Origin of the sequence: Brevibacillus sp. JNUCC-41 (assembly GCF_014844095.1) — a bacterium.
Lineage (GTDB): Bacteria > Bacillota > Bacilli > Bacillales > DSM-1321 > Peribacillus > Peribacillus aracenensis.
Window position 1 is genome coordinate 1,308,160 of the sequence record NZ_CP062163.1, and the last position, 24,058, is coordinate 1,332,217.

26 protein-coding genes are annotated in these 24,058 nt (G+C 42.4%); 9 read left to right on the forward strand and 17 right to left on the reverse strand.

The features are described from left to right. Window positions 1-173: 173 nt before the first annotated feature. The 3 genes from JNUCC41_RS06525 to JNUCC41_RS06535 all read right to left on the reverse strand — a co-directional run bounded on the left by JNUCC41_RS06525 (window position 174) and on the right by JNUCC41_RS06535 (window position 2,053). The gene (locus JNUCC41_RS06525) at window positions 174-632 is read right to left on the reverse strand and encodes a DinB family protein (protein WP_192206882.1); all 459 of its coding nucleotides are present in this window, start codon (window positions 630-632) and stop codon (window positions 174-176) included. Between the two features lie 11 nt (window positions 633-643). After that, window positions 644-1,474, reverse strand: a complete 831-nt coding sequence (locus JNUCC41_RS06530; RefSeq protein ID WP_192206883.1) for a GNAT family N-acetyltransferase — start codon at window positions 1,472-1,474, stop codon at window positions 644-646. A gap of 414 nt (window positions 1,475-1,888) precedes the next feature. Then, complete coding sequence (locus JNUCC41_RS06535; protein ID WP_228467557.1) at window positions 1,889-2,053, reverse strand: YvrJ family protein; 165 nt, start codon at window positions 2,051-2,053, stop codon at window positions 1,889-1,891. Between the two features lie 156 nt (window positions 2,054-2,209). On the opposite strand from JNUCC41_RS06535, the gene JNUCC41_RS06540 reads away from it, so the two are divergent. Next, window positions 2,210-2,833 (forward strand): sigma-70 family RNA polymerase sigma factor, encoded by a 624-nt coding sequence (locus JNUCC41_RS06540; protein ID WP_192206884.1) that lies wholly within the window; start codon window positions 2,210-2,212, stop codon window positions 2,831-2,833. Further along, window positions 2,826-3,044 carry a hypothetical protein gene (locus tag JNUCC41_RS06545; RefSeq protein WP_192206885.1) on the forward strand — a complete coding sequence of 73 codons (219 nt, stop codon included), beginning with the start codon at window positions 2,826-2,828 and terminating at the stop codon, window positions 3,042-3,044. Before JNUCC41_RS06540 ends, JNUCC41_RS06545 begins: the two co-directional genes overlap by 8 nt. Before the next feature lie 53 nt (window positions 3,045-3,097). Here the strand turns inward: JNUCC41_RS06545 and JNUCC41_RS06550 are convergent, their stop codons facing one another. The 3 genes from JNUCC41_RS06550 to JNUCC41_RS06560 form a co-directional block, all read right to left on the reverse strand. After that, window positions 3,098-5,467 (reverse strand): penicillin acylase family protein, encoded by a 2,370-nt coding sequence (locus JNUCC41_RS06550; RefSeq protein ID WP_192206886.1) that lies wholly within the window; start codon window positions 5,465-5,467, stop codon window positions 3,098-3,100. 253 nt (window positions 5,468-5,720) lie between these two features. Next, a complete protein-coding gene (locus JNUCC41_RS06555) occupies window positions 5,721-6,158 on the reverse strand; it encodes a hypothetical protein (protein ID WP_192206887.1) in 438 nt (145 codons plus the stop codon). A 178-nt stretch (window positions 6,159-6,336) separates the two neighbouring features. Continuing rightward, entirely contained in the window at window positions 6,337-7,200 is an 864-nt protein-coding gene (locus JNUCC41_RS06560; protein ID WP_192206888.1) for an STAS domain-containing protein, read from the reverse strand. A gap of 145 nt (window positions 7,201-7,345) precedes the next feature. On the opposite strand from JNUCC41_RS06560, the gene JNUCC41_RS06565 reads away from it, so the two are divergent. Then, window positions 7,346-7,489: a hypothetical protein gene (locus tag JNUCC41_RS06565; protein WP_192206889.1), complete on the forward strand. Its 144-nt coding sequence runs from the start codon at window positions 7,346-7,348 to the stop codon at window positions 7,487-7,489. A 105-nt stretch (window positions 7,490-7,594) separates the two neighbouring features. Here JNUCC41_RS06565 and JNUCC41_RS06570 read toward each other — a convergent pair whose 3' ends face one another. The 4 genes from JNUCC41_RS06570 to JNUCC41_RS06585 form a co-directional block, all read right to left on the reverse strand. Continuing rightward, window positions 7,595-7,924, reverse strand: coding sequence for an Ac45/VOA1 transmembrane domain-containing protein (locus JNUCC41_RS06570; protein WP_192206890.1), 330 nt, complete (start codon window positions 7,922-7,924; stop codon window positions 7,595-7,597). Window positions 7,925-8,027: 103 nt separating this feature from the next. Next, complete coding sequence (locus tag JNUCC41_RS06575) at window positions 8,028-9,218, reverse strand: MFS transporter (protein WP_192206891.1); 1,191 nt, start codon at window positions 9,216-9,218, stop codon at window positions 8,028-8,030. A gap of 147 nt (window positions 9,219-9,365) precedes the next feature. After that, window positions 9,366-10,688 (reverse strand): APC family permease, encoded by a 1,323-nt coding sequence (locus JNUCC41_RS06580; protein WP_192206892.1) that lies wholly within the window; start codon window positions 10,686-10,688, stop codon window positions 9,366-9,368. A gap of 376 nt (window positions 10,689-11,064) precedes the next feature. Beyond that, window positions 11,065-11,892: an undecaprenyl-diphosphate phosphatase gene (locus tag JNUCC41_RS06585; RefSeq protein ID WP_286182396.1), complete on the reverse strand. Its 828-nt coding sequence runs from the start codon at window positions 11,890-11,892 to the stop codon at window positions 11,065-11,067. Between the two features lie 153 nt (window positions 11,893-12,045). On the opposite strand from JNUCC41_RS06585, the gene JNUCC41_RS06590 reads away from it, so the two are divergent. After that, a complete protein-coding gene (locus JNUCC41_RS06590) occupies window positions 12,046-12,789 on the forward strand; it encodes a glycerophosphodiester phosphodiesterase (RefSeq protein ID WP_192206893.1) in 744 nt (247 codons plus the stop codon). Window positions 12,790-12,849: 60 nt separating this feature from the next. Here the strand turns inward: JNUCC41_RS06590 and JNUCC41_RS06595 are convergent, their stop codons facing one another. After that, window positions 12,850-13,059, reverse strand: coding sequence for an alpha/beta-type small acid-soluble spore protein (locus JNUCC41_RS06595; protein WP_076368100.1), 210 nt, complete (start codon window positions 13,057-13,059; stop codon window positions 12,850-12,852). Between the two features lie 165 nt (window positions 13,060-13,224). Here JNUCC41_RS06595 and JNUCC41_RS06600 point away from each other — a divergent pair, with 165 nt between their 5' ends. Continuing rightward, window positions 13,225-14,511: a glycoside hydrolase family 18 protein gene (locus JNUCC41_RS06600; RefSeq protein ID WP_192206894.1), complete on the forward strand. Its 1,287-nt coding sequence runs from the start codon at window positions 13,225-13,227 to the stop codon at window positions 14,509-14,511. A 246-nt stretch (window positions 14,512-14,757) separates the two neighbouring features. Then, entirely contained in the window at window positions 14,758-15,750 is a 993-nt protein-coding gene (locus tag JNUCC41_RS06605) for a potassium channel family protein (RefSeq protein ID WP_192206895.1), read from the forward strand. On the opposite strand, the gene JNUCC41_RS06610 is transcribed toward JNUCC41_RS06605, so the two are convergent. From JNUCC41_RS06610 to JNUCC41_RS06620, 3 genes are all read right to left on the reverse strand, one after another. Beyond that, window positions 15,747-16,151, reverse strand: a complete 405-nt coding sequence (locus JNUCC41_RS06610; RefSeq protein ID WP_192206896.1) for a YugN-like family protein — start codon at window positions 16,149-16,151, stop codon at window positions 15,747-15,749. The genes JNUCC41_RS06605 and JNUCC41_RS06610 overlap by 4 nt on opposite strands. A gap of 225 nt (window positions 16,152-16,376) precedes the next feature. Next, complete coding sequence (locus JNUCC41_RS06615; protein ID WP_192206897.1) at window positions 16,377-17,723, reverse strand: glucose-6-phosphate isomerase; 1,347 nt, start codon at window positions 17,721-17,723, stop codon at window positions 16,377-16,379. Between the two features lie 147 nt (window positions 17,724-17,870). Then, on the reverse strand, window positions 17,871-19,034 hold the full coding sequence (locus JNUCC41_RS06620; RefSeq protein WP_192206898.1) for an iron-containing alcohol dehydrogenase: 1,164 nt from the start codon (window positions 19,032-19,034) through the stop codon (window positions 17,871-17,873). Window positions 19,035-19,241: 207 nt separating this feature from the next. On the opposite strand from JNUCC41_RS06620, the gene JNUCC41_RS06625 reads away from it, so the two are divergent. Beyond that, window positions 19,242-19,475: a DUF378 domain-containing protein gene (locus JNUCC41_RS06625; protein ID WP_063234087.1), complete on the forward strand. Its 234-nt coding sequence runs from the start codon at window positions 19,242-19,244 to the stop codon at window positions 19,473-19,475. Window positions 19,476-19,608: 133 nt separating this feature from the next. On the opposite strand, the gene yugI is transcribed toward JNUCC41_RS06625, so the two are convergent. After that, window positions 19,609-20,013, reverse strand: a complete 405-nt coding sequence (gene yugI, locus JNUCC41_RS06630) for a S1 domain-containing post-transcriptional regulator GSP13 (protein ID WP_063234086.1) — start codon at window positions 20,011-20,013, stop codon at window positions 19,609-19,611. Between the two features lie 343 nt (window positions 20,014-20,356). Here yugI and JNUCC41_RS06635 point away from each other — a divergent pair, with 343 nt between their 5' ends. Next, on the forward strand, window positions 20,357-21,700 hold the full coding sequence (locus tag JNUCC41_RS06635; protein ID WP_192206899.1) for a sodium-dependent transporter: 1,344 nt from the start codon (window positions 20,357-20,359) through the stop codon (window positions 21,698-21,700). Between the two features lie 140 nt (window positions 21,701-21,840). After that, window positions 21,841-22,194: a helix-turn-helix domain-containing protein gene (locus JNUCC41_RS06640; protein WP_192206900.1), complete on the forward strand. Its 354-nt coding sequence runs from the start codon at window positions 21,841-21,843 to the stop codon at window positions 22,192-22,194. 160 nt (window positions 22,195-22,354) lie between these two features. On the opposite strand, the gene JNUCC41_RS06645 is transcribed toward JNUCC41_RS06640, so the two are convergent. Together JNUCC41_RS06645 and JNUCC41_RS06650 are read right to left on the reverse strand one after the other, a co-directional pair. Continuing rightward, the gene (locus tag JNUCC41_RS06645; RefSeq protein WP_192206901.1) at window positions 22,355-23,524 is read right to left on the reverse strand and encodes an aminotransferase; all 1,170 of its coding nucleotides are present in this window, start codon (window positions 23,522-23,524) and stop codon (window positions 22,355-22,357) included. Further along, window positions 23,521-24,021, reverse strand: coding sequence for an Lrp/AsnC family transcriptional regulator (locus JNUCC41_RS06650; protein ID WP_192206902.1), 501 nt, complete (start codon window positions 24,019-24,021; stop codon window positions 23,521-23,523). Before JNUCC41_RS06650 ends, JNUCC41_RS06645 begins: the two co-directional genes overlap by 4 nt. Window positions 24,022-24,058: the final 37 nt, after the last annotated feature.

Here is a 24,058-nt window from a genome sequence, read left to right on the forward strand (position 1 = left end):
TCCCATTGAGTCCCTAGGGAGAAAGTTCCCTTTTAATAAACCCAGGGTAGATCACAAAGATAAGTTTCTTAGACTCTATACTTCAATGAAACATTTTGAAAAAAACCTCGGAATTCCTTTCAAAATAAAAAACTGGTAATGCCAGTTGCATTACCAGTTTTAAAGTTTAATGCCTATAAAGCACGATTTATTAAACTGGCTGATACCGGTTCGATGCCCATTTCCCTCGACCAGATGGACAGCTGGCCTATATGGTGAATTTCGTGAGCTATAATATGGCGCAGTATCATGCCTTTTTCGTATGTCCCCTCCATCCAAGATGGCTGTATCATTCCTTGCTCATCTTCAATGGAATGGGAATTCAAATAGTCCATGACCTCAGAATGATAACGGATGGACAAATCTTCAACCTTTTCGATCGTATCATAAGCATCCAAATCGATCGCTACATCAGGCTTTCCTTGTATGGCCTTTATCCAGCTGCATTCGACATCGATAATATGGGCAAGTGTCCTCAATATATTGCCCATCCCTCCTATGCGCTGCCGTTTCAGTTCCTCACTCGGTAAGGTCCGGCACCATAAGAACCACTCACTTCGCACCTGCCAGTTATAAATGAATAATGTCAACATCATCCCAGCCCCTAACTCTTTGTCTTCCCTTTGTATTGATAATAATCCTGTCTTTGAATGGTTTTGAATCCACAAGATTCATAGAGTCTTAATGCATGCTCATTAGTCGCCTCGACCTCAAGAAAAATATCATATCCCAGCTGGCATTGTTCGGCTACGACCTTTTTCAACGCCTTTCTGCCAAGTCCTTTTCCCTGGTACTTTGGCAGAATTGAAAATCCATAAATCCATGCTTCCCGGTCTGAGTGATCAACACGGATCTTACCGACCGCTCGGCCATCCTTTTCAATCATCATGGTTTTCAGAGTATCCTCATATAGGATGCGCTGATAATAATCCATCGCCTCTTGTTTCGTAAATTGGAAACATTGAATATCCAGCTGAATTTCCGTTTCCTCATCATCTCTCCGTGAAGGGCGAACGACTGCATCACCATAATCGTCAAGCTCCATTTCGGACCACTTCATTTGAAACTCAGAAAACGCAAACTCACATGGGAGCTGTTTCAAAAATCCTGTTCCTGAATGGGATTGAGCAGGTGAGTTCAAGAGAATCAACTTATAGTTGCGCTCCACTGCACTCCCTATAGCCTCTTCCAGAAGCTTTGTAAAAATGCCTTTCCTCCGGTAATCAGGATGGACCATCCCGCACATCTCCGCTTTGTTTCCAAAATCGTAAAGACCAATAAACCCAACAAGCTTCAATCCATCATAGTGAAAAAAGTCATTCTTATGCACACCATTCCGACTGCGAAGCGTTTCCCAGTTCAGCTTTAAAGTAAAACCTTCCCGTTCACATTCTTGCTGCAGGATTCGAATATCTTCTAGCTGTTCACCCTTCAAATTCTCCACCCCTTTTCCATTTTATCAGTTTATTACCAAAAAATAAGAAAAGCAGCACCCTTTTACTTGGATGCCGCATACTATTCATAAGTTTATTGATGAATGTTGTTTTTTTAAAAGTATTTTCACTTTAATCCATAAAACAAAAATCGTACGAGGGGAGGATTTCCTATCTAATTCCATTGTCGGATGAATTATAGTAGTAAAATGATTCCAAATGACGATTATTTTTTACCTATTTTGTGCTATATTCCAAATAATGGTTTACCATTATTTAACTTGACTTTAAAGGAGGGATTTTTACTTAAGTCTTGATTTTTCAGAGTACCCATTTCTTTATACCCGAATTCCGGACCCTTTTTAGAATAGAATCCGAAATTCGGTGTTTATCACCTGGCACATTACGTCCTGAGGTTATCGATTTTTCGTTTTATGAGCGGACTTTTTTAAGTTCTCTACGTCCGTAGTCAGTTCTTTTAATTGTTTACCGAAGCGGAAGAGCAAAAACATAGAAACGACGAATGGATAGCCAAATTCGCTAACTAATGAAACCCACATAGTAGCATCCTCAATCATCATCCTCTTCACCCCTTTTCTTGTATCTGATATCTAAAGTGAAACTTGTTTTAAAAAATCAATCTAGCACTATTGATTCATGGAAAAAAGAACGAATGTTCCTATATAATTGATTTATTCCCCTTGTCTATCACTTTATTAATAAAAGGAGGGATAACAATGAACCACTTTACTTCTCATTTTTTTTCTCATTCCTTGGAGTTTCTGCAGCAACAGTACTCATCTTTCTTTGCACAGCCGATCATTCATTTATTTTTACAGAACCCAGAGCATTTAAAGATTTTCACTGAAACTCTTGATTCCCCTTCTTCCCACAACATTGATCATCTCAACGAGACTTTCAGAATTTTCTATTACCGGGCTAAAGTATACAAATACATGTGCTCCTTAATTTACTTTTTCTCTGTTGATTTTGATAAAAGGGCACGGAAGCAACGGGAACGCTATCGAATGGTACTTGATGCGACACCAATGGATACTGGCGGTTTGATCGATCGAATCGGCACGTTGGACGTTCAACTTGAAAAGATGGGGGAAACGAACGAACTCGCTTCACACATAAGTGATGAAGAGATAATCAAAGCCTTGAAGACGTTAACAGCCAAACAAAGCCTGGTATTGACCATGATTTTTTCCTACGGCCTATCCAACAAGGAAATTGCTGCCTATTTCCATGAGTCGCCGCAGAATATCTCAAGCATCCGTAAACAAGCTCTAAAAAAACTTCGAAAGCACTATATGGATGAGGTATATGTTAGAAAGGAGAAAAGCCATTGTGGATAAAAAACTGTCAAAAGAAGAATTGTTGGATCTCATAGACTCTTTGAATCCTAAAATAAAAAAATCATTAAAAAACACGAACTATCAAGACCGGAGTGATCTGGAGCAAGAAATTAAACTCAAGATCATTGAATCATATGAAAAAATTGCAGCAATCGAGGCCCCTAATTTTGAGGAGTTCCTTGCAGAATTCTTTACTAAGCAAAAACAATGAAAAAGTACCAAGTCCAGAGCAAGGATGCTGGACTTGGTACTTTTTTTCAGATATCAATATGATGGTTTCAATGTCAGCTTATCCCCTTTTGGATCGTCCAATGTGGTTTTGTGATAAGTACCTTCTGCCCAATCATCAAGCTGATCGTGGTACCACTCACTTTTGACGTTACCTGATTGACCCGGTCCAACGAGGTGATATCCTTGACTCATGTCGGATAGGTCGATGACGAATCTCCAGGAGCCGCCGTGATTAACGGTTCCATCATCTAAAAATGCCGCTGCCTGTACGGTGACACTGCTACCGCCTACCGGTATTCCGCCGCCGCTGTTAAATACATAATTTAACGGGACGACACTCGATAGCGGGTGGTTAAACCTTACCTGATGATAGTCTCCCCATTCCCAATCGGCTATATCGTCACCTTGTGATTCCTCAAGCTCGGTCAACGTCATTTGTAACGACTTGGCAAGCACCTGCTCAAGTCCGCCTGCCTCTTCAATCCAAGGGCCCGGCTCACCGTCCAGCGCCCGCCTTAGTAGTTCATCAACGGCCGAGCGCCTTCCATTAAAGAGGTTGAGGGTTTCCTCCGGTATTTCTTCCGTAAGCAGAACATCCCCTATTTTTTTCATCCAAACATTAAAAATCATCGGTGCCGCTTCATCAACGGAATCAATATGATTCCATTTGTTCAGAATCGTCAGTGCCTGGTCTTCCTGTTTCCCCCATGGACCTTTCAATACATCCACGAATTGAGGAACAAACTCCTTGGCTTGCAAATTCACCTTATCCATCTGCAGGCTTTGCATATCCTCGGCAGTAAGCTTTTTATTGGCTTTTAAAAACTCCTGTATCCTCATCTGACGGTACGGCTGTGCCCAGTTATTGCTGATGTGGTAAGGGTAGTCATCCGAGATGACTTTATTATTCGCTGTCGAAATGAATCCCTCTTCCGGATTCACCGTTTTTGGAAGTTCATCAAAGGGAATGAAGCCTTTCCACTCAAATTCATCCGTCCAGCCAGGTACAGGCAGCATACTATCGCCTTTTTTCCGGATTGGGATTTTCCCATTCGCCTTATAGGCAATGGTCCCATCGGCTGAGGCAAAGACGAAATTCTGTGCCGGCGTTTCGAATTTCAAGAGGGCCTTTTCGAATTCTTTCCAGCTTCCCGCTTTATTCATATTAAGTACCGCTTCAAGCTCGGCGGATGGATCAAGTGCCGTCCACCTTAATGCAAGCACGGTATCTTTTCCGCTTTTCCCGGCAAACTCGGAGACCACAGGTCCATGGCGGGTAACCGTCACTTGATAATCAAGTGTTTTACCATCCTTCACTTTGATGGGTTCGTCCAAGATATCAGCTTTTTCCCACTTCCCTTTGTAGGAGAATTCCTTCTCGTTTTCCGGGTTTCTCCTCTCGATATACAGATCCTGAACATCCGGGCCGGTATTGGTCACACCCCAAGCGACCTTTTCGTTATGACCTAGTATGATTCCCGGAATCCCGGCAAAAATAACACCGCTCACATTGACTGAAGGGGCCTCCAAATGCATTTGGTACCAAACGGATGGTGTAGCCAAGCCCAGATGGGGATCATCCGCCAATAACGGCCGACCGGAATCCGTTTTCTTGCCTGAAACGACCCAGTTATTGCTGCCGTTGAATTCATAGGGAATAACGGCCCCGGCAAAACTTTTTTCAATATCCAGTTCTCCTTTGCTGATGATATATGGAGCGCTCTTTGGATAATTAGGAAATAAATCATATGCTTTTTCCTTCGGGAACGTTTGCAGCAAATACTGCCTAAACGCCTGATCTTCCCAGTTCCCGCCTAAATCAAAGGCCATATATTTACCGATGGTCAGCGAATCGACGGGTGTCCAAGGCCCTGGTTCGTATCCAAGCAGGGTGAACTCCGCCGGCCATTTCCCATTCTCCTTCAATTCATCGATATAAAGGTTCACCCCCTCGGCAAACACATCCAAGGCTTCCTTCCCGTCACTTGAATATGCTGTATAAGAGGCTTCAGCCGCCCGCCTCAACCCAAGTGTGCGGAAATACTTATCATTTTTGACGGTTTTCTCACCAATCACTTCACTCAATCTTCCTGACGCCTGACGCCTGCTTAAATCCATTTGAAATAAGCGGTCCTGTGCTTGGATATACCCTTGGGCTAAATACAAGTCATGTTCATTCGCTGCGTTAATATGCGGGACCCCACTTGAATCCCTCACCACCGTAACCGGTTTCAAAAGACCCGGAAGCGACATTTCCCCCTTTGTTTCCGGCAAGGACCTTGAAAGAAATACATTTGCAGCAATCAGGACTGACAGCAAAAGAATGATCAGGATACCAAAACCCCATAGCGCACGCTTTCTCCACTTCCGTTTTGGCTTTTGCTGAGGTATGGCAACTTCCATCGCTTCATCTTCCTCTCCCCTTAAAACTCTCTTTCTATTTTAGATATTCCGCGTTTAGCCCCCTCTTTCCTACCAACTTCCTTACATTCTCTCTTTTTATTTCCGAAAGTTCGTAAATGTACAAGGTCGGACTTTACTCGCACAAGAACGGATTATTCCGAGCAAGGCCGAATTACTATCGAAATTGCTCCGATAAACATTGAATCAAATGCAAAAACACCGATACATTGTATCGGTGTTTTTGCAGGGGATGCTAGCTATTTGCAAGAATGTATTCAATCACTTTATCTGCATCGTCTGTATAAAAGAGAGCTTTATCAAAGTCATGGGCCGCCTTCGTCTCGGCTTCCATGTATTCAATCGGGGAGAGGAGACCAAAGAGCCTCTTCCATTTATAAGTTTTCTCCAGAATTTCCCTTTCCCTTTTTATATCCTCTGGTATGAATTCATTAATGATAAAACATGGGTCGGAAAAGGATGGGTCCTGAAAACGTTCGTTCAAGGCTCGCAATTTATCCCGATCCCATTCCACCCTTACCAAGTCCGATATGACCGAGACATTTTGGACCGAGTCGAGGATGAGTTTGGACAAAACATCATATTCTTCATCTTCCAACCCTTTATCCGTCATGATTCCTACACAATACCATTTTTCGTTATGATCAGGTTCTTCACTTTTCTTGAAAAACACACTTCATCCACCTTTCTTACACGCTTTACATGTCCTTTTTAATTCAAATGAAGATCAACTTGTCCGCCCACGTCATTTCACTATAACACGGAGGAATGGCGATGGGAGATAAAATATGAGAGTCGCAGGAATGTTAGCCTGACATAGAAAAAAGATACCCTGAAAAAGGATACCTCCATCATATTGGCTGAACAGCCAGTCCCCTTTGTTTAAACAGATGCTCCAGAGCCTGCCTGAACGATAGAAAGGCTTCTACCCGATTTGCAAAATCAAGTGTGACGATCTCTTTCACGACATCAGGGGGAAAACCGGCAAAAATCGTTTCCGTCCCCATCAATGCCAGTGCCCCCACTAATTGATCCAGCAGGGAGAGCATATTGTTTTCCTTCGTAAAAGTAATTCCGGAGAAATCCATGATCAATACTTCCGCATGCAAATCTGCACATTTTTGCAGAACAGTCGATTGCATCGACTCCATTCTCCAATCGTCAATGCGTCCGATCAATGGCAAGAGCAGCACATCCTTTAATATGGTCTGAACGATCGGGGTGGACAGTTCTTCCATGACTTCCTGGTTTTCTTTTATCTTCCGCAAAGAATCGTTTGCCACTTTCGCCATTTCTTTATAATGATTCACGTAACTGATACTCACACAGTGTATGAATTGGTCCAGGATTGCATCTATTATCGAGCTTGCCTTTAGCAGAATTTCAATGGAGTAATAGCGATTGCTTACCTCTTCTTCAATGAAACTCCAGAAAAGGTTGCGTATCGCTTGAGCTTCCTCAATATTCTTATCTAAAGGAATGCCCATGTCCACGATGCGCTTTCCTATTTCCATACCCGTTATTTTCATACTTTCCATCGCTTGTGCTTTCCCATGGATCAAGGCATCTGCATGTATTTGAATAAGCTTTGAACGTACCTCTTTACTCGTTTCAAAATCATAGAGCGGTTCCTCTTCTTCAAACAACTCGATATGCTCCACTAAGATATATTTGAATTTTCCAATTTTTTCACCGATCATTCTTAATTCTTCCATATGGACCTCCCATACAGGGCTTTTATCACATTTTATCAAATAATGAATGGTTAAAGATATAAAATCCTTCTATTACCAGTATGATAATAGACGTTTACCCTCTTCTACATAAGGGTATTATGATATATGACTTGGAGGGATTACCATGAAAAAAGATCAACAAGACTTTGAATCTGAAAACATGAGCGATTTAGTCGAACTCATAAACAGTAAAAATAACAGCCGCAGAATCTTGGATGTACTTCGGCGTAATAAAAAGGATAAAGGTAAAACCAAAGATAAAAAATGAAAAAGCCCAGTCCAATACGGTCTGGGTTTTTGAGTGGATAAAAAAAGAGCTGAGTTGCTTTATTATGCAAACCCAGCTCCTCCGTCATTAAATATTGATGGGCCTCTACCTTTTTCTCCGGATTTCCTTCACATGGTTTCCTTCAGTAGTAATATAAACTGTTTCATCAATTTTGTACTTTAAATAACGGTCACAATCAATTTCCAACGTTTTCCCATTGTTGAATTTCATTGCGCAATTGGATCCCTCTTCGGTTTCCGACACATCAATGACTTCGTTCGTCTTAAAACCGACTGCCTTGCCATCGGAGAAATGAGGATAGTATTTTTCAACAATCTCCACCTTTTCCAATCTGCCCGGACTTGTTAAGTATACAACGAATAATATAATTAAAACGGCTATTAACCCCATGAGAATTACTGCTTTTCGTTTCACTCTATCTATTACCCTCTTCTCTTATCAATCTATTATTCAATATCCATTTCCACTAGATTATATTCAGGATTCCGGAAAAACATGATAGAAAAGATCATTTTAATTAAACGGTTTTCACTTTTCCAGCCATCATTGCACAAACGGCAGCCAGGATGATCAGAATGGATACAGCCGAGATGACCCCTCCCCAGCCGAATTTCATCAGGAATAAACCGCCTGATGCCCCCACTACACTTGATCCCGCATAGTAAAACAGGAGATATAAAGCGGACGCTTGTGCCTTTTCACTCTTATCAGCCAACCTTCCGACCCAGCTGCTCGCAATTGAATGAGCTCCAAAAAAACCGAATGTAAACAATGCAAGCCCCATTATTTTAAGCAAAAGCGGAACCAATAAGGTTAAAAGGGCGCCCATCAGCATGATTGCGATTCCGATAAGAAGTACATGCCTCCGACCATATTGATCGGCAAGCTTCCCCATCCATGTGGAACTGAATGTCCCCACAAGATAGATAATGAATATGAAACCTATCAATGTTTGTGATAAATGATATGGCGGTCCCATTAAAGGTATGCCCACAAAGTTATAGACAGTAACGAACGAGCCCATTAATAGGAAGGCCATGCCGAACAAGAGTACTAGTCTGCCATTCCTTAAGTTATTAATAAGGGAGGTTCTGATTCTCGAAAATGAGGCCCCTACGCGGATGGTATGCTGCGAAGGCGGAAGCATCCACCAAAAAGCCAGACTGATGATCAAACTTAAAGCCCCAAGGCTTCCAATCGCTATGTTCCATGAGAAATGGTCGGTCAGCACCCCGACAATCAGCCTTCCAGCCAATCCGCCGATACTCGAACCACTCACATAGATCCCCATCACATAGCCCAGGCTTTTCGGATGAAATTCTTCATTGATATAGGCCATCGCAATTGCCGGGAAACCTGCAAGCACCGCTCCTTGAATCGCCCGTATTGCGATAAGGATGTATAGGTCATCCTGGATGAAGCTGACGCATATGGATAACAATGCAGACAGAGTGAGGGCCGTCCCCATTATTTTTTTCCTATCGATATTTTCTGAGAAAAAGGAAACAAGCAATAAACAGATGGCAAGCGTTCCTGTTGCGAATGATAATGTAAGACTTGCCATTGCAGGAGAGACTCCGAATTGCTTTGCGAAAACCGGAATGACCGGTTGGGTACTATACAGATCCGCAAACGTTACAAAGCTACCAAGAAATAAAGCCAAGATTGTTTTCCTGAATGATTTACCAGCAGGCTCGATATAATTCACTTTTGTTCAGACCCTTCACTATTTAACTTTCCCCCTATGTTAATACGAACTTCCCGAGTTGTCTATTTCGCCACTTTTGTCCAAAGGGAAAGTTTTGTTCCACAAATTCACAAAAACCCTCCACTGCATGCAGTGAAGGGTTTTTCATTAATATGAACGTTTATCATCCTGTTCACCTTTTTTAAGGAGCCAATACACTGGCATTCCTATAATGAGGATGATCACCGAGTACAAGGCATTTAAAGGTGTTTGGATTAATGTGCTTAAAACAATATATATTGCACCAGCAATCGCCACGATGGGGATGAATGGGTAAAATGGTACTTTATAAGTTTTTGCATCCGGATCTTTTCTGCGTAAGATGAAGACCGCAAAGAAGGCTAATCCATAAAAACAGAAGACAGAGAATACGGCCATATTGGTAAGTTTGTCAGGGTCTGTTGCAACCATCATGATGATTGCAATGATCACTTGCAATATCGTCGCATTTATAGGCGTTTTGAACTTGGGCGATATTTTTCCGATTTGTTTATGGCCTGGCATCATTTTATCTGTCGCCATCGCCAAGGTAATGCGCGGAAAGGTCAAAAGCTTTCCGTTCAAGCAACCGAAGATGGAAATCGCTATTCCGATTGATATCATTTTCCCGCCCAATTCACCAAATAGAAGCGTTGCCGCAACATTCGCTGCATTCGTGCCATGAGCTATGACTCCCTCCGCCCCCAATATATGAAGCATGGCAAGGTTCACAGCCAAGTAAGCGACCATGACCACGACCAATCCCGTTATGATTGCCCGTGGCAGCGTTTTCTGCGGGTTTTTCATTTCCCCAGCCATGAAGCCGACATTCATCCAGCCATCATACGCCCAGAGGGTAGCCAAAATCGCACCGGCCATACTGATTTTCATTGAACTTTCACTATCGATATTGAATACAGGCATATCACCTTGTGCGATACCGAACACCGCTATGAAAATGATGGGGATCAGTTTAGCAACGGTCGATAAGGTTTGTATGATACCGCCGTATTTTGTCCCCAGAAGATTCATGCCTGCTATGAATACAATCGTAAAAATCCCTATCGCCAAAGTGTAGCCAGAAGCGATATTAAATATTCCTGCGACTAATAACCCGAAGTATAAACTGAGTGCGCCCATGACTGCAGGTCCATATACTAATGTCTGAACCCAGCCGCATAGGAATCCCCATGCTTTTCCGTACACTTCTTCCATATAAACATATAAGCCTCCGGTTTTAGGGATCCGTGTACTCACTTCCGCAATCGTCAACCCGCTAGCAAGGGTAATCAGGCCGCCTATCAGCCAGGCTAATAAGGCCATGGTTGAATTACCGCTTAACTCAAGCACGTCACCGGGTCTCATGAAAATACCAGAACCGATAACTGTACCAACTACAATTGATGTTCCAACCCAAAAGCCAATCGTTTTCTTCAATTGGTCATTTCTCATGTTGTCCTCCCCAGGTGTACACATGTACTTAATTTATACTAAAAATTATATCATATAAATTATACGAGAATAGTTTATGCAATCATTTGAATATTACAAAAAATAATCAAACACGTTGGTATCACTACGCTCAGGGAGCTTTACCGCACTTATATTTTTTTTACTAACTATGTCTAAAAACACACCAAAAACCGAATGTTTTTTTATCATCAAAAGATTTATTGATAATTAACTCAATAATAACGAACTAAAAATACAAAAATCCAATTATCATTCGTAAAGATTTTTCTGGCAATTCAGCTTTTTTTCGACCACAAAAAAAGGCCACCCCGAATCAACGGGGTGGTTCCTCTCCTATTTCACGCTTCATTTCGTATTACCAAATAATGAATAGAAGCACAACCGCCAAGACAATCCGGTAAATGGCAAAAGGAGTCAATTTAACTTTATTGATTAAAATCAAGAAAAAGCGGATACAGAATAATGCAAAGATAAATGCACTGATGAAACCTGCAATAAAGAATGGCAGAACTTCAGGCGTGAAGAATTCCCAATATTTCACGATTTTCAACAGACTGGCACCTGCCATGATCGGAACAGCCATGATGAACGTGAAATCGGAAGCAGCGCGATAGCTCATTCCTAAAAGCACGCCTCCGGAAATGGTTGAACCTGAACGAGAGAATCCCGGCCACAATGACAAACATTGAATTAACCCTACACCGAAAGCTTGTTTATAAGTGATTTGGTCAACCGTTTCAGCAGTCAGCTTAGGACGGAATTTATCCGCAGCAATCATCAAGAATGCGCCAAGGAACAATCCGACGATGACCGTCTTCATCGTAAATAAATGTTCATCAATGTAATCTTCGAATATTAGACCTAAAACGCCAGCCGGCAGCAATCCGACAAAGATCTGCAATAAGTTAAGCTTTGGGCCGTTCGCAGCGGATGTGCCCTTCAGCTTCCTTAAACCAAGCAAGTCCATGAACCGTCCCCAGAAGAGCACGACAACGGCGAGTATCGAACCAAGCTGGATGACCACCTTAAAGGCATTCGCCACTTCACTCCCGAAAAGCTCAGTTGATTTCAGCCATAAATCATCGACGATGATCATATGCCCTGTAGAAGATACAGGAGCAAATTCAGTTAACCCTTCTACAAGACCAAGGATAACTGCAACAAAAATTTCCCACATATTCATTTTATTCACCTCATATTTCGAACGCCTATTTATGGAAATACCATATGTATTTTACTCGTTGTTTAAAATATTGTCTATTAAACATTGCTGAAACAATTCATTGATACATGTATGATAGGGTTCAAGATAAAGTTTAAAGGGGATGTGATGATTTTGCAAAACATACTTATTTTTGCCCATAGGGGGTCCAAGGGGACGCATCCTGAAAATACCATGGCTGCATTTCAAAAGGCGGCAGAAATCGGGGCCGAAGGTATCGAGTTCGATGTCCATCTCAGTTCTGATGGGGAATTGGTCATCATCCATGACGAAACACTTGATCGAACGACCACCCTTACTGGTTATGTAAAAGAGCAGTCGGCACAAAGGCTGAAAACGGCTGATGCCGGGAGGAAGTTTTCCAAGGAATTCTTTGGGGAGCGGATCCCTTTTTTAATGGACGTTTTCGACTGGGCTAAGGGCAACGCTTTATTGATGAATATCGAAATCAAAACGGATAAACTCGCTTACGAGGGAATCGAACAGAAAATCATTGATCTAATTCGTCAATATCAAATGGAAAATCGGGTGATCCTCTCTTCCTTCAACCATCAATCCATTGAAAAAGTGAAAATGCTTGCCCCAGACCTTGAACGTGCATTATTGTTCGAGGGGCTTCCTGAAAACTACGAAGAAATCTTACGTAATAAAAAAGAAGCGGGTTTTCATCCCGATAAAAACAGCCTGACCCCGGAAGTTAATGAAAAAGCGAAAAAACTTGGATATAAAATTCGTCCTTGGGTCGCCAATGATGAAGCCGACATCGTCAAGCTGGCAGAGTTGGGAGTCGACGTCATCATGACCGATTTCCCTGAAAAGGCAATCAAGATTTTAAAAGCCCGGCAGTCACATGGCTGAACAATGCGAAAGAGAAGGAGCGATGCTCCTTCTCTTTCTAATCCATATTTATTCAATTAATTAACGAGAAAAGTTTGAACCGCCTAGTTGTTGTTCAGCCATTTGAACCAAACGTTTTGTGATTTCCCCACCAACAGATCCGTTAGCGCGAGAAGTAGTGTCAGCACCTAGGTTTACACCAAATTCACTAGCGATTTCATTCTTCATTTGTTGTAGAGCTTGCTCTGCACCAGCTACTACTAGTTGATTGCTGTTATTGTTGTTTGCCATGTGTTTTCACCTCCTACTAATATTAATTAGCATTTTAAGCTTAAATTATTATTGCCAATTTATTGAATTTTTCCATTTGGGATTCTCTCAACCCTAAGCTCTTTATCATGAATTTCTTTTTATGCTCATAAACTGTTAGGAAACTTTCAGTAGGAGGGAAAAGAATTGCAAATACATGTGGTTAGGCCAGGCCAGACGTTATATGGCATCGCCCAGACATACAGCGTAACCGTTGACAGGCTCATCGAATCAAATAAGATCCCTAACCCAAATAATCTTGTTTCGGGGCAGGCCCTTGTCATTCCAATCGTCGGCAGTTATTATTTCGTTCAACCGGGTGATAGTTTATATTCGATATCTCAAAAAGTTGATGTCCCTGTTCAAGAATTGGCAAAAATAAATGGCATTTCCGAAAATCAAAACCTATCCGTTGGATACCGGCTCTATATTCCGGCACGAAAGAAAAGGACCGCCGAATTCAACGGGTATGTCGAGCCGCGGGGTACATCCGTTGCACCGGCCCTTGAAACGGCCGCCAGGGAAGCTGGACCCTATTTAACCTATTTAGCCCCCTTCAGCTTCCAAGCGCTTCGTGACGGCTCCTTAAAAGAGCCTTTGCTCAATGAATTCCCTGCCATCGCCAGAGAAAATAAAAATGTCCTGATGATGGTCATCACGAATCAGGAAAACGACCAATTCAGCGATGAGCTTGGGCGAATCATTTTAACGAATACTTCCATTCAAAATAAGTTCCTGAACAATATCGTTACTACGGCAAAGAAATATGGATTCCGGGATATTCACTTTGACTTTGAGTTTTTAAGGCCGGCCGATAGGGAAGCGTATAATCAATTTCTCCGAAAAGCCAAGGAACGTTTCAAGAAAGAAGGATGGTACATTTCCACGGCACTTGCCCCTAAAACAAGTGCTGAGCAAAAAGGCCGTTGGTATGAGGCACATGACTATAAAGCACATGGTGAAATCGTCGACTTCGTTATCATCATGACTTATGAATGGGGATATAGCGGAGGACCGGCAATGGCCGTGTCACCTATTGGACCTGTTCGGGAAGTTCTCGAATATGCTGTCACCGATATTCCCTCCAACAAGATCCTGATGGGGCAGAATCTATATGGCTATGATTGGACCCTGCCTTTTGTACAGGGATCCACTGCCAAGGCCGTGAGCCCGCAGCAGGCCATCCAGATTGCAGCGGCCAATAATGTTGCCATCGAGTATGATGAAACCGCACAGGCCCCGCACTTCAACTATACCGATATAGAGGATAGGAAGCATGAGGTGTGGTTTGAAGATGCCAGATCCATTCAGGCTAAATTCGATTTAATCAAAGAACTGAATCTAAGGGGAATGAGTTATTGGAAGCTCGGCTTAGCCTTCCCTCAAAACTGGCTGCTCATCAGTGATAACTTTAACGTCAGGAGAAGGGTCTAAAAAAAGATGAAGGAATACCGCAACGCAAACGGGCATATAATCAATCATCGAGCATGAAGTCCGGTTTTAGGATACGTGACTCAACCATAAAAGCCTTCCGGCATCATCCGGATGGCTTTTATCATTTACCCGAAATATAATGGCAACTTTCCAATATTCATCATTCAAAGTTTGTCTGGCCGCACCCTTATGAGCCAAGCCTTTTTTGACCATACTAAAAGGAACAGCTTAAGGGGGGTGAAAAACATGATTCGAATCGGTCCATACTCCAGCATCGTTCCCAGATTTCCGCGTTTCATCAGGTTGCTATCCACCATCGCATTATTTTTACTTTCATTCGGGGTCTTGATACACTTTGTGGAGCCGGAGAGATTCCCTACTTTACTTGATGGCATCTGGTGGGCAATCGTGACTATGTCAACGGTGGGTTACGGAGATTTCACTCCCGTTACAAATCTTGGTAAAGTCATTGGGATGGTCCTCATTTTGTCAGGCGCCGGCCTGATTACCTCTTATTTTGCGTACATTGCAAAGATTTCCATTTCCAATGAACAGCAATTTCTAACAGGAAAGAAAGTATTCGGCGGCCGCGGACATTTTATCATTGTGGGCTGGAATGGCCGTTCCCAGAGAATCATCGAAAACATTCATGATCGTAATCATCATCAATGCATTGTCCTTATAGATGATACGCTGCAAAAGCACCCGCTTCCAAGAACGAATATCCACTTTATTCAAGGAAAGGCTACATTGGATTCCGTTTTGCAGAAAGCAAATGTAAAGCAAGCCATACGCGTCCTGATCACGGCTGACCTTAAGCAAGACGAGCTGCAAACGGATATGTTCTCGATATTAACATTACTGGCCGTCAAAGGGCTGAATCCTCATGTATATTGTCTTGTGGAAATATTAACGCATGAACAAAAGGAAAATGCTTTACGGGCTGGAGCGGACGGTATCGTGGAAACGAATAAATTTGCGAGTGAATATATGCAGGATTGCTTATCGAAGGGAATCCTTGCGGATGCCGAAGAACAAAAAGACCGGGATGGATTGAACATCAAGCAGTTGTCCGTCGAGGATGACTGGGTTGAATTAACGTTTAAACAGTTGAACGTTAAACTATTCGATCAAGATATTTTATTGGTCGGCATCATTTCAGGAGGCAAGACATTATTCAAGCCCCCTGGAGATGTAATCATACATCGTGGTGACACTTTGCTCATCATTGAAGATTAATGTAATAAAATCTTTTCCAAATCACGGACAAGCGCTTTTCCTAATGAAATATAGTTTTCCGGAAATTCGGCATCCGGATCTTCAGGCTCGGCAAACTGATTGAAGGAAGCGGAGAGGTTTCCGATATTTCCTTCATCATCCATCCCGTCCTCGTACTTGTGAGATAGCAAAAACGGTTGTAATAGTTCGACCATTGCCCCATCCTTATCGAGTGAACCATCAACAGCCTTGAAAGGGACTCGCAAGAATTGGTAGCCATCACTGCCATCAATCTTATAATCAAAAGACCCGTGGTCATAATCCCATCCCCCGCCTATCACATATCCTTCCGGTTTCAACTTCGTCTCCAGATCGAACAAACCGAATGTTTTCCCTTCCAACTGAGAAGAAATTTTAATCATTGTATAAAACCTCTTTCGCTAATTTTCTATTAGCTTAACCAAAGTGTCTAAAAAAAAACCTGGAATGCCTCTATTGTTCCCTCGATTGGCGAAAGGTTGCTTCCAAGACACCCTTATGCTTTTGTGAAGTTCCTCTTTCTTCATCGCTTCCTTGATGGCACTGCTCTAGCTTTCAACAAAAAAAGGCATCAAGCAGGATGTTATTCCCGCTTGATGCCTTTTTTATTATAAGCGCTGTTCGAGCTCCGCTTTTTTCTTTTCATAACCCGGCTTTCCTAAAAGTGCAAACATGTTCACCTTATAGGCTTCCACTCCAGGCTGATCAAATGGATTTACACCCAGTAAGTATCCGCTCATTGCACAAGCTTTCTCGAAGAAATACACAAGGTAGCCAAAAGTATAAGCATCAAGCTGCGGAACCGTTACGATCAGGTTGGGAACGCCACCGTCCGTATGGGCTAACAGCGTACCCTCAAATGCTTTATCATTCACGAATTGAACCGTTTTACCTGATAGGTAATTCAGGCCATCCAAGTCATTGGCCGCTTCTTCAATCAAGATTTCATGACGGGCCTTTTCCACTTTGATGACCGTCTCAAAAAGATCACGCCGTCCTTCCTGAACATACTGCCCTAATGAATGCAGGTCAGTCGAGAAGTTAGCCGATGAAGGGAATATCCCTTTTTGATCCTTTCCTTCGCTTTCCCCGAATAATTGTTTCCACCACTCAGAGAAGTATTGAAGTCCAGGCTCATAGTTTATCAGCATTTCAATCGTTTTCCCTTTATTGTAAAGGATATTCCGAACCGCCGCATATTGGTATGCCTGATTCTCGCCTAACTCGGAAGAACTGAAGTCCACCCTGGCACGTTCGGCTCCCTCCATGATTTGATCGATATCCGCCCCGCTGACCGCAATCGGCAGCAGCCCTACAGCCGTTAAGACCGAGTAACGTCCGCCAACATCATCAGGAATGACGAAAGTTTGGAAACCTTCCTCCGTCGCTACCGTTTTTAATGCACCCTTCTCTTTATCAGTGGTAGCATAAATGCGGCCCTTAGCTTCTTCAACGCCGTATTTTTGTTCCAGCAGTTTTCGGAAAATCCTGAAGGCCAGTGCAGGCTCCGTGGTCGTACCGGATTTAGAGATGACATTGATCGAGAAATCCCTATTTTCCAATAGGTCCATGACGTCCTGCATATATGTAGAGCTTATATTATTACCCACAAACAAAATTTGCGGTGCATTTCTTTTATCCGAAGGTAAAATGTTATAAAAACTATGTTGAAGCATCTCAACTGCTGCCCGCGCTCCTAGATATGATCCACCGATTCCGATAACCAGCAGCACTTCTGAATCTTCTTTTATTTTCGCGGCCGCTTTTTTGATTCTTGAGAACTCTTCTTTATCATAATTGGCGGGTAAATCCAGCCAGCCAAGATATTCATTGCCTGCCCCTGTCTGCTCATGCAGGGAATGGTGTGCCACTTTTACAGCATCCTGTAAATAGGTAATTTCATGCTCCCCGAAAAACGGCAGGGCTTTTGAATAATCGAAACGAATATGGGCCATTCAAATTCCTCCTTGAATTCTTTAGTTTCCCTTTCACTTTATCTGATGTAATTCTCATAATCAAGAAATCGATCAAGTAAACAATGAATTATGCATATAAAGTAATCTCCCACCTGACAAGGCGGGAGAATGGATCATATCACTTGTTTATAATGAAGCCCGTAAAATGGCAAGAACATCTTCCCGGTTCAGCACTTTGAATCTTCCAAAATCCCCTCTGCTCATCGCTTTATCAGCCATGACTTCCAATTGTGAGTCATCGATGCCATAATCCGAAAGATTGGTCGGAGCCCCTAAGCTGCTCCAAAATGACCTAAGTCTTTCAATGCCTTCAAGGGCCGCTTCCTCATCTGTCTTACCTTCAGGATCTACATGGAATACACGGACTGCCACTTGTTTAAAGCGTGCGACATTTTCATGCAGCACATGCATCATCCAATTTGGGAATAAGATGGCCAATCCCCCTGCATGCGGGATGTCATAAACAGCTGAAACGGCATGTTCAATGTTATGCGTTGCCCAATCACCGCTGTAACCGACCCCAAGCGACCCATTCAAGGCCAGGTTTCCAGCATACAGGATGGTAGCCCGGTGCTCGTAATTCTCCAGGTCTTCCAATAGTTTAGGTGCCGTTTCAATCACCGTCGATAACAGCGATTCACAAAAACGGTCCTGTAGCGGCGCATGCGTTTCCGGATGGAAATACGTTTCGAACACATGTGACATCATATCGACCATTCCGTATACCGTTTGGTCTTTTGGTACTGAAAAAGTATTTTCAGGATCCAAAATGGAGAACTGCGGAAATACCAATGGACTTCCCCATCCATATTTCTCTTTCGTTTCCCAGTTGGTTATGACAGATCCCGAATTCGCTTCAGAGCCGGTTGCAGCTAAAGTCAGCACCGTTCCGAATGGAAGTGCCTCTTCGACTGGTGCCTTCTTAATGACAAGATCCCATGGATCCCCCTCATATTTAGCACCCGCAACGATGGCCTTTGTAGCGTCGATTACGCTTCCTCCCCCAACAGCCAGGACAAAGTCGATACCATGTTCTTTACAAAGATCAACACCTTTTCGGACTGTCGAGATGCGTGGATTCGGTTCAACCCCGGAAAGTTCGTGCACCTCTGCATCAATCTCTTTCAAGGTATTGACCACTTTTTCATATAAGCCATTTTTCTTTATGCTTCCCCCACCGTATACAAGTAAAACTTTATCTCCATACGCAGGAATTTCAGTTTTTAGGCTTTCAAGCTGACCTTTGCCGAAAATGACTTTAGTAGGATTTTTATAAGTGTAATTCTCCAATGGATATCTCTCCTTTAATGATGCCACATTGACTCCGTTTTAGAATTGTCCAAAGTGCATGTGCTAGTTTTTCTTTTATTCATTATGACCAATGTTCCATTTAAATACAAAATATCCGCCCGGAACTTTTGAAGTGATGTATATTTACATGATGAAAAAGCATGATAAATAAAGAACTGATTTTTTTCAAAAAAAGGAGGCAGTACAATGAGTGGAATACAAAGAACTGCACTTGTTCTTACAATAATTGGGGCAATCAACTGGGGATTAATAGGTTTTTTCCAATTTGACTTGGTCGCTTCGATTTTCGGGGGGCAAGATGCTGGATTAGCCCGTATCGTTTATGGGTTGGTTGGAATCGCCGGTCTCATTAATCTTGGTCTTCTCTTTAAACCAAGCCCTGAAATTTCCAGAGAGCCTGAAACTAAACCGACTCGTTGATGTCATCGACATTGTTTATGTTTTATAAAATAAAGCCGGACCATGGATAAACACATGACCCGGCTTTATTTCATTCATTGCCCCACTGGACAAAAAAAACCGGCTGATCGAAGGATCTTGCCGGTTCCCAAAATTATTTTTTGATTAAGTCTTCGCGTTGAGATTGTTCAATCCACTCTTGAAGTTTGTCTTTCAATGTGTTGAAACCTTCAGTAGATTCGATGTGAGATGTCGCTTTAACAGAAGCTTGGCGTTTTTTCGGAGCTTTTTTCGGAGCTTCAGTACGCTCAGGAGCTTCTTCTGTAGCGCGGATCGATAAGCCGATTTTTCCAGCAGCTGAATCGATGGAAAGGACTTTAACTTTCACTTCATCGCCCACTTTTAAATGTTCGTTGATATCTTTAACGAAGCCGTGAGTAATTTCAGAAATATGAACTAAACCTTGAGTTGAATCATCTAAAGCAACAAATGCACCGTATGGTTGAATACCAGTTACTTTACCAGCAACTACCGCACCAATTTCGAATTTTTCAGACATGGTAACACTCCTATTTTATATATATTTTTTCGTCTTTTCACGCAATAAAAAATTATATCACATAATTGGAAAATAATCAAAGTTAAGTATACCATACTTTTTGGGATTTTACTCATTAAAAATGTTTGTTTTTTGGAAATAATAAATATTATAAGTTCTTTACGTATAACTTATCCTAAAAATTTGCAAATAACCTCTATTCCCCTTAAATATTTGCTCATTTTTCTAAAGATTGCAATAGTGAGCACTACCCATTTCCCCCGAATCATAGTAAGATGAGAAAATGTTTTAAATAAGTATTATAAAGCTAGATATTCTTTACATCCAAAGGAGTTTTTCCATCATGTCAAAACAAGATCAATGGACTTCAAAACTTGGGTTCATCCTAGCAGCCGCGGGATCCGCTATTGGATTAGGCGCCATCTGGAAGCTCCCATATATGACTGGGGCAAATGGCGGAGGGGCCTTCTTCCTGCTCTTCATTTTATTCACCATACTTATCGGTGCACCGATATTAATAGCGGAATTCACGATTGGCCGCAATGCACAGAAAGATGCCATTAGCGCATATAAACATATCGCCCCTGGAAAGCCTTGGGCGTTGATTGGATATGGCGGTGTCGTCGCTTCAATCATTCTTCTTTCCTTCTTCAGTGTTGTCGGAGGCTGGATCATCTCGTATTTAGCAAGAAGCTTTACAGGTTCTCTCTCAAACTTGACGCAAGAAGAATATGGGAACTTCTTCAATACGATAATCAGTAATCCATATGAAACGGTTATCGCTCAGTTATTATTCATGGTCTTTACCATTTGGGTCGTGCAAGGCGGGGTTTCCAAGGGAATTGAAAAGGCTAATAAATATATGATGCCTTCCTTGTTCATCCTTTTCATCATTCTTCTTATCCGTTCCTTGACTCTGAATGGAGCGATGGAGGGTGTTAAATTCTTCTTGAAGCCGGACTTTTCCGCATTAACAGGGGAAACGATCCTATTGGCACTTGGCCAATCCTTCTTTGCACTAAGTGTCGGTGTTTCCGTGATGGTAACCTACGCATCCTATTTAAGTAAAAAAGAAGATATTACAAAATCGGCCTTTTCGGTAGTCGGACTGAATATCTTCATTTCCTTGCTGGCAGGTTTGGTCATCTTCCCGGCTGTTTTCGCACTGGGTTTCAGCCCTTCAAGCGGGCCTGGACTGGTTTTTGTCGTGTTGCCTGCCGTATTCAATGAAATGGCGCTTGGCGGGATCTTCATGTTCATTTTCTTCATATTATTATTATTTGCCACCCTTACGACGGCATTCTCCATTCTCGAAATCACCGTTGCAGCCATGATCAAGGGTGATGCTGCAAAGCGGAAGAAGGCTTCTTGGATAGCTGGTATCACCGTTTTCCTGATTGGGATTCCTAGTGCATTATCATTTGGGGTGCTTTCGGATGTGAAGATTTTCAATTTATCCATATTCGATTTCGCTGATTATCTGACAAGCAATATCGCGCTGCCAGTCGGTGCCTTGTTCATATCTCTTTTCATCGGCTATCAAATGAAAAGGATCGAGGTACAAAAGGAGTTCGAATCTGGCGCTGATTCCGGCCGATCACTTTTTAAACTTTGGTATTTCCTGATTCGCTACGTCGTGCCGATCATGATCATACTCGTATTCCTTAAGTCCACTAGTCTCATTTAACATCCGACGTGCCGTTTCGATATTTCTCGATGCGGCATTTTTTTCACAAAACCTACATATTCCGTGACTTTCCTTAAGTAATAATATGGTAAAATAATGACAAGAAGAAAATATATTTCCTGAAAAAGGAGTGTCTGACTATGTCAAATATCGCGAAGAATATCCGGCAATACCGAGAAAATCACAACCTCACTCAACAGGAACTTGCTTTGAAATTACGAATGGGCACGAAGAAGATAGAAATGTATGAATCGGGTGAATCGATTCCAGATACACAAACCATTCTACGGCTTTCCACCGTTCTTGACATTCCTGCTTCAGAATTCCTGAAGGATGCCCAAACTGGGAACGCTGCTGGTATCGACGAGGACATAAAAAAACTGATTGAAGAAATCGGAACAAAAAAAGCGGAGCTCATTCTAAGAACAGCCAAGGACTTTAGTGAAGACCAAATTCTGAATGTTATGCATACTTTATATAATACACAAGCTTAATTCAAAAAAAGGTCATAGTATGTGTATTTTTTTCCAGGGTACTGGATATACTATGATTAACACTTTCTATGTTAATCCATTAGATTAACTCTTTTTTCTAATTCCCCCTATGGAAAGGGATCCGGCTGCTTGGAACGGCCGGATCCCTATTTTTTTGCTTTTATTTGCAATGTTTCTTCATGAAACGTTCCATCCTTCTAAGCGCTTCTTGAAGCTGTTCCATCGAGGATGCATAGGAACAGCGGATATGACCTTCGCCGCTTTCCCCAAATACATCACCCGGCACAACGGCTACAAGTTCTTCCGTCAGAAGTTTTTCAGCAAATTCCATTGAAGTCATTCCCGTTTTCTCGATTGAAGGAAATGCGTAAAAAGCCCCGCCAGGATTATGGCAATTCAGCCCCATATCGTTAAATGATTTCACGATATAATTTCGCCTTCTTCGATAACTTCGGCGCATTTCCTCCACATCCTGCATTCCGTGCTTTAAAGCTTCCAATGCAGCATGCTGCGCAATGGTCGGCGCACACATCATCGCATATTGATGAAGCTTAAGCATCGCTTCGGAAATTTCCTTAGGTGCACAAACGAACCCAAGACGCCATCCAGTCATCGCAAACCCTTTCGAAAACCCATTGATGACAATTGTCCGCTCAAGCATGCCGTCAATGGCAGCAAAAGAAGTGAATGTCTCATCATAAGCAAGTTCTGCATAGATTTCATCGGAAATCACCAGCAAGTCATGCTTTTTAACGATGTCAGCAAGCATCACTAATTCTTCCTGCCCAAGTTGGGTTCCCGTCGGGTTATTCGGCGAACAGATTAATACAGCCTTCGTTTTAGGTGTGATCGCCGCCTCGAGTTGTTGGGGAGTCAATTTAAAATCATCTTCCTTGGATGTTTGGACCGTGACCGGTATTCCACCTGCCATGGTCACAAGCGGTGCATAGGCGACGAAACACGGTTCGACGACAATGACTTCTTCACCCGGATTCAAGATTGTCCTCAGGGCAATATCGAGGGCTTGGCTTGCTCCGACCGTGACGATGATTTGATCCTCCGGTCTATACGAAACATGGAACTGCTTCTCCATATACCCGCTGATTTCCGACCTTAATTCATATAATCCGGCATTGGCCGTATAAGAGGTATACCCTTCCTCCAAGGAGTTGATCGCCGCTTCCCTTACTGCCCAAGATGTAACGAAATCCGGTTCACCCACACCAAGGGAGACGACCCCTTCCAAATTGGCAGCCAAGTCGAAAAAACGGCGGATGCCTGATGGTTTAATCTCTGCAACCGTTTTTGAAACATAACTCGTTTTAATCATGGTGACACCACTATCCGCTTATCTTCTTCAGTTTGCTCGAAAATAGTGCCATCATGCTTATATTTTTTCATAATGAAGTGAGTCGTCGTAGAAATGACGGAATCCAGTGTCGAAAGCTTTTCCGAAACAAAGCTTGCCACTTCGTTCATCGAACGTCCTTCGACAATGACCGAAAGATCATAAGCCCCAGACATTAAATAAACGGACTGGACTTCTTTGAATTTATAAATCCTTTTTGCGACCTCATCGAAACCGACGCCGCGCTTAGGAGTGACTTTTACATCGATCATAGCTGTGACACCATGGTATTCATCCACTTTAGCCCAGTTAATGACTGTTAAATAACGGACAATGACCCGCATATCTTCTAATTTCTTCAATGTGATTTCAATGTCCGATTCTGATTGATCGGTCATTTTAGCCAAATCCTTCATATCAATCCGGCTGTTACTTTCAATGATTCTCAAGACTTCCAATTCCTCTTCATTCAAGTGCATTGGAAAACCCCCCTTTTGGAATTCACTAATTTAGATG

Coding starts and splice junctions, on each gene's coding strand:
- JNUCC41_RS06540 (WP_192206884.1), top strand. CDS start 2,210: ATGAACCACTTTACTTCTCATTTTTTTTCTCATTCCTTGGAGTTTCTG.
- JNUCC41_RS06635 (WP_192206899.1), top strand. CDS start 20,357: ATGTCAAAACAAGATCAATGGACTTCAAAACTTGGGTTCATCCTAGCA.
- JNUCC41_RS06550 (WP_192206886.1), bottom strand. CDS start 5,467: ATGGAAGTTGCCATACCTCAGCAAAAGCCAAAACGGAAGTGGAGAAAG.
- JNUCC41_RS06605 (WP_192206895.1), top strand. CDS start 14,758: ATGATTCGAATCGGTCCATACTCCAGCATCGTTCCCAGATTTCCGCGT.
- JNUCC41_RS06650 (WP_192206902.1), bottom strand. CDS start 24,021: ATGCACTTGAATGAAGAGGAATTGGAAGTCTTGAGAATCATTGAAAGT.
- JNUCC41_RS06610 (WP_192206896.1), bottom strand. CDS start 16,151: ATGATTAAAATTTCTTCTCAGTTGGAAGGGAAAACATTCGGTTTGTTC.
- yugI (WP_063234086.1), bottom strand. CDS start 20,013: ATGTCTGAAAAATTCGAAATTGGTGCGGTAGTTGCTGGTAAAGTAACT.
- JNUCC41_RS06615 (WP_192206897.1), bottom strand. CDS start 17,723: ATGGCCCATATTCGTTTCGATTATTCAAAAGCCCTGCCGTTTTTCGGG.
- JNUCC41_RS06645 (WP_192206901.1), bottom strand. CDS start 23,524: ATGATTAAAACGAGTTATGTTTCAAAAACGGTTGCAGAGATTAAACCA.
- JNUCC41_RS06595 (WP_076368100.1), bottom strand. CDS start 13,059: ATGGCAAACAACAATAACAGCAATCAACTAGTAGTAGCTGGTGCAGAG.
- JNUCC41_RS06525 (WP_192206882.1), bottom strand. CDS start 632: ATGTTGACATTATTCATTTATAACTGGCAGGTGCGAAGTGAGTGGTTC.
- JNUCC41_RS06565 (WP_192206889.1), top strand. CDS start 7,346: ATGAAAAAAGATCAACAAGACTTTGAATCTGAAAACATGAGCGATTTA.
- JNUCC41_RS06585 (WP_286182396.1), bottom strand. CDS start 11,892: ATGAATATGTGGGAAATTTTTGTTGCAGTTATCCTTGGTCTTGTAGAA.
- JNUCC41_RS06580 (WP_192206892.1), bottom strand. CDS start 10,688: ATGAGAAATGACCAATTGAAGAAAACGATTGGCTTTTGGGTTGGAACA.
- JNUCC41_RS06535 (WP_228467557.1), bottom strand. CDS start 2,053: ATGATGATTGAGGATGCTACTATGTGGGTTTCATTAGTTAGCGAATTT.
- JNUCC41_RS06560 (WP_192206888.1), bottom strand. CDS start 7,200: ATGGAAGAATTAAGAATGATCGGTGAAAAAATTGGAAAATTCAAATAT.
- JNUCC41_RS06640 (WP_192206900.1), top strand. CDS start 21,841: ATGTCAAATATCGCGAAGAATATCCGGCAATACCGAGAAAATCACAAC.
- JNUCC41_RS06625 (WP_063234087.1), top strand. CDS start 19,242: ATGAGTGGAATACAAAGAACTGCACTTGTTCTTACAATAATTGGGGCA.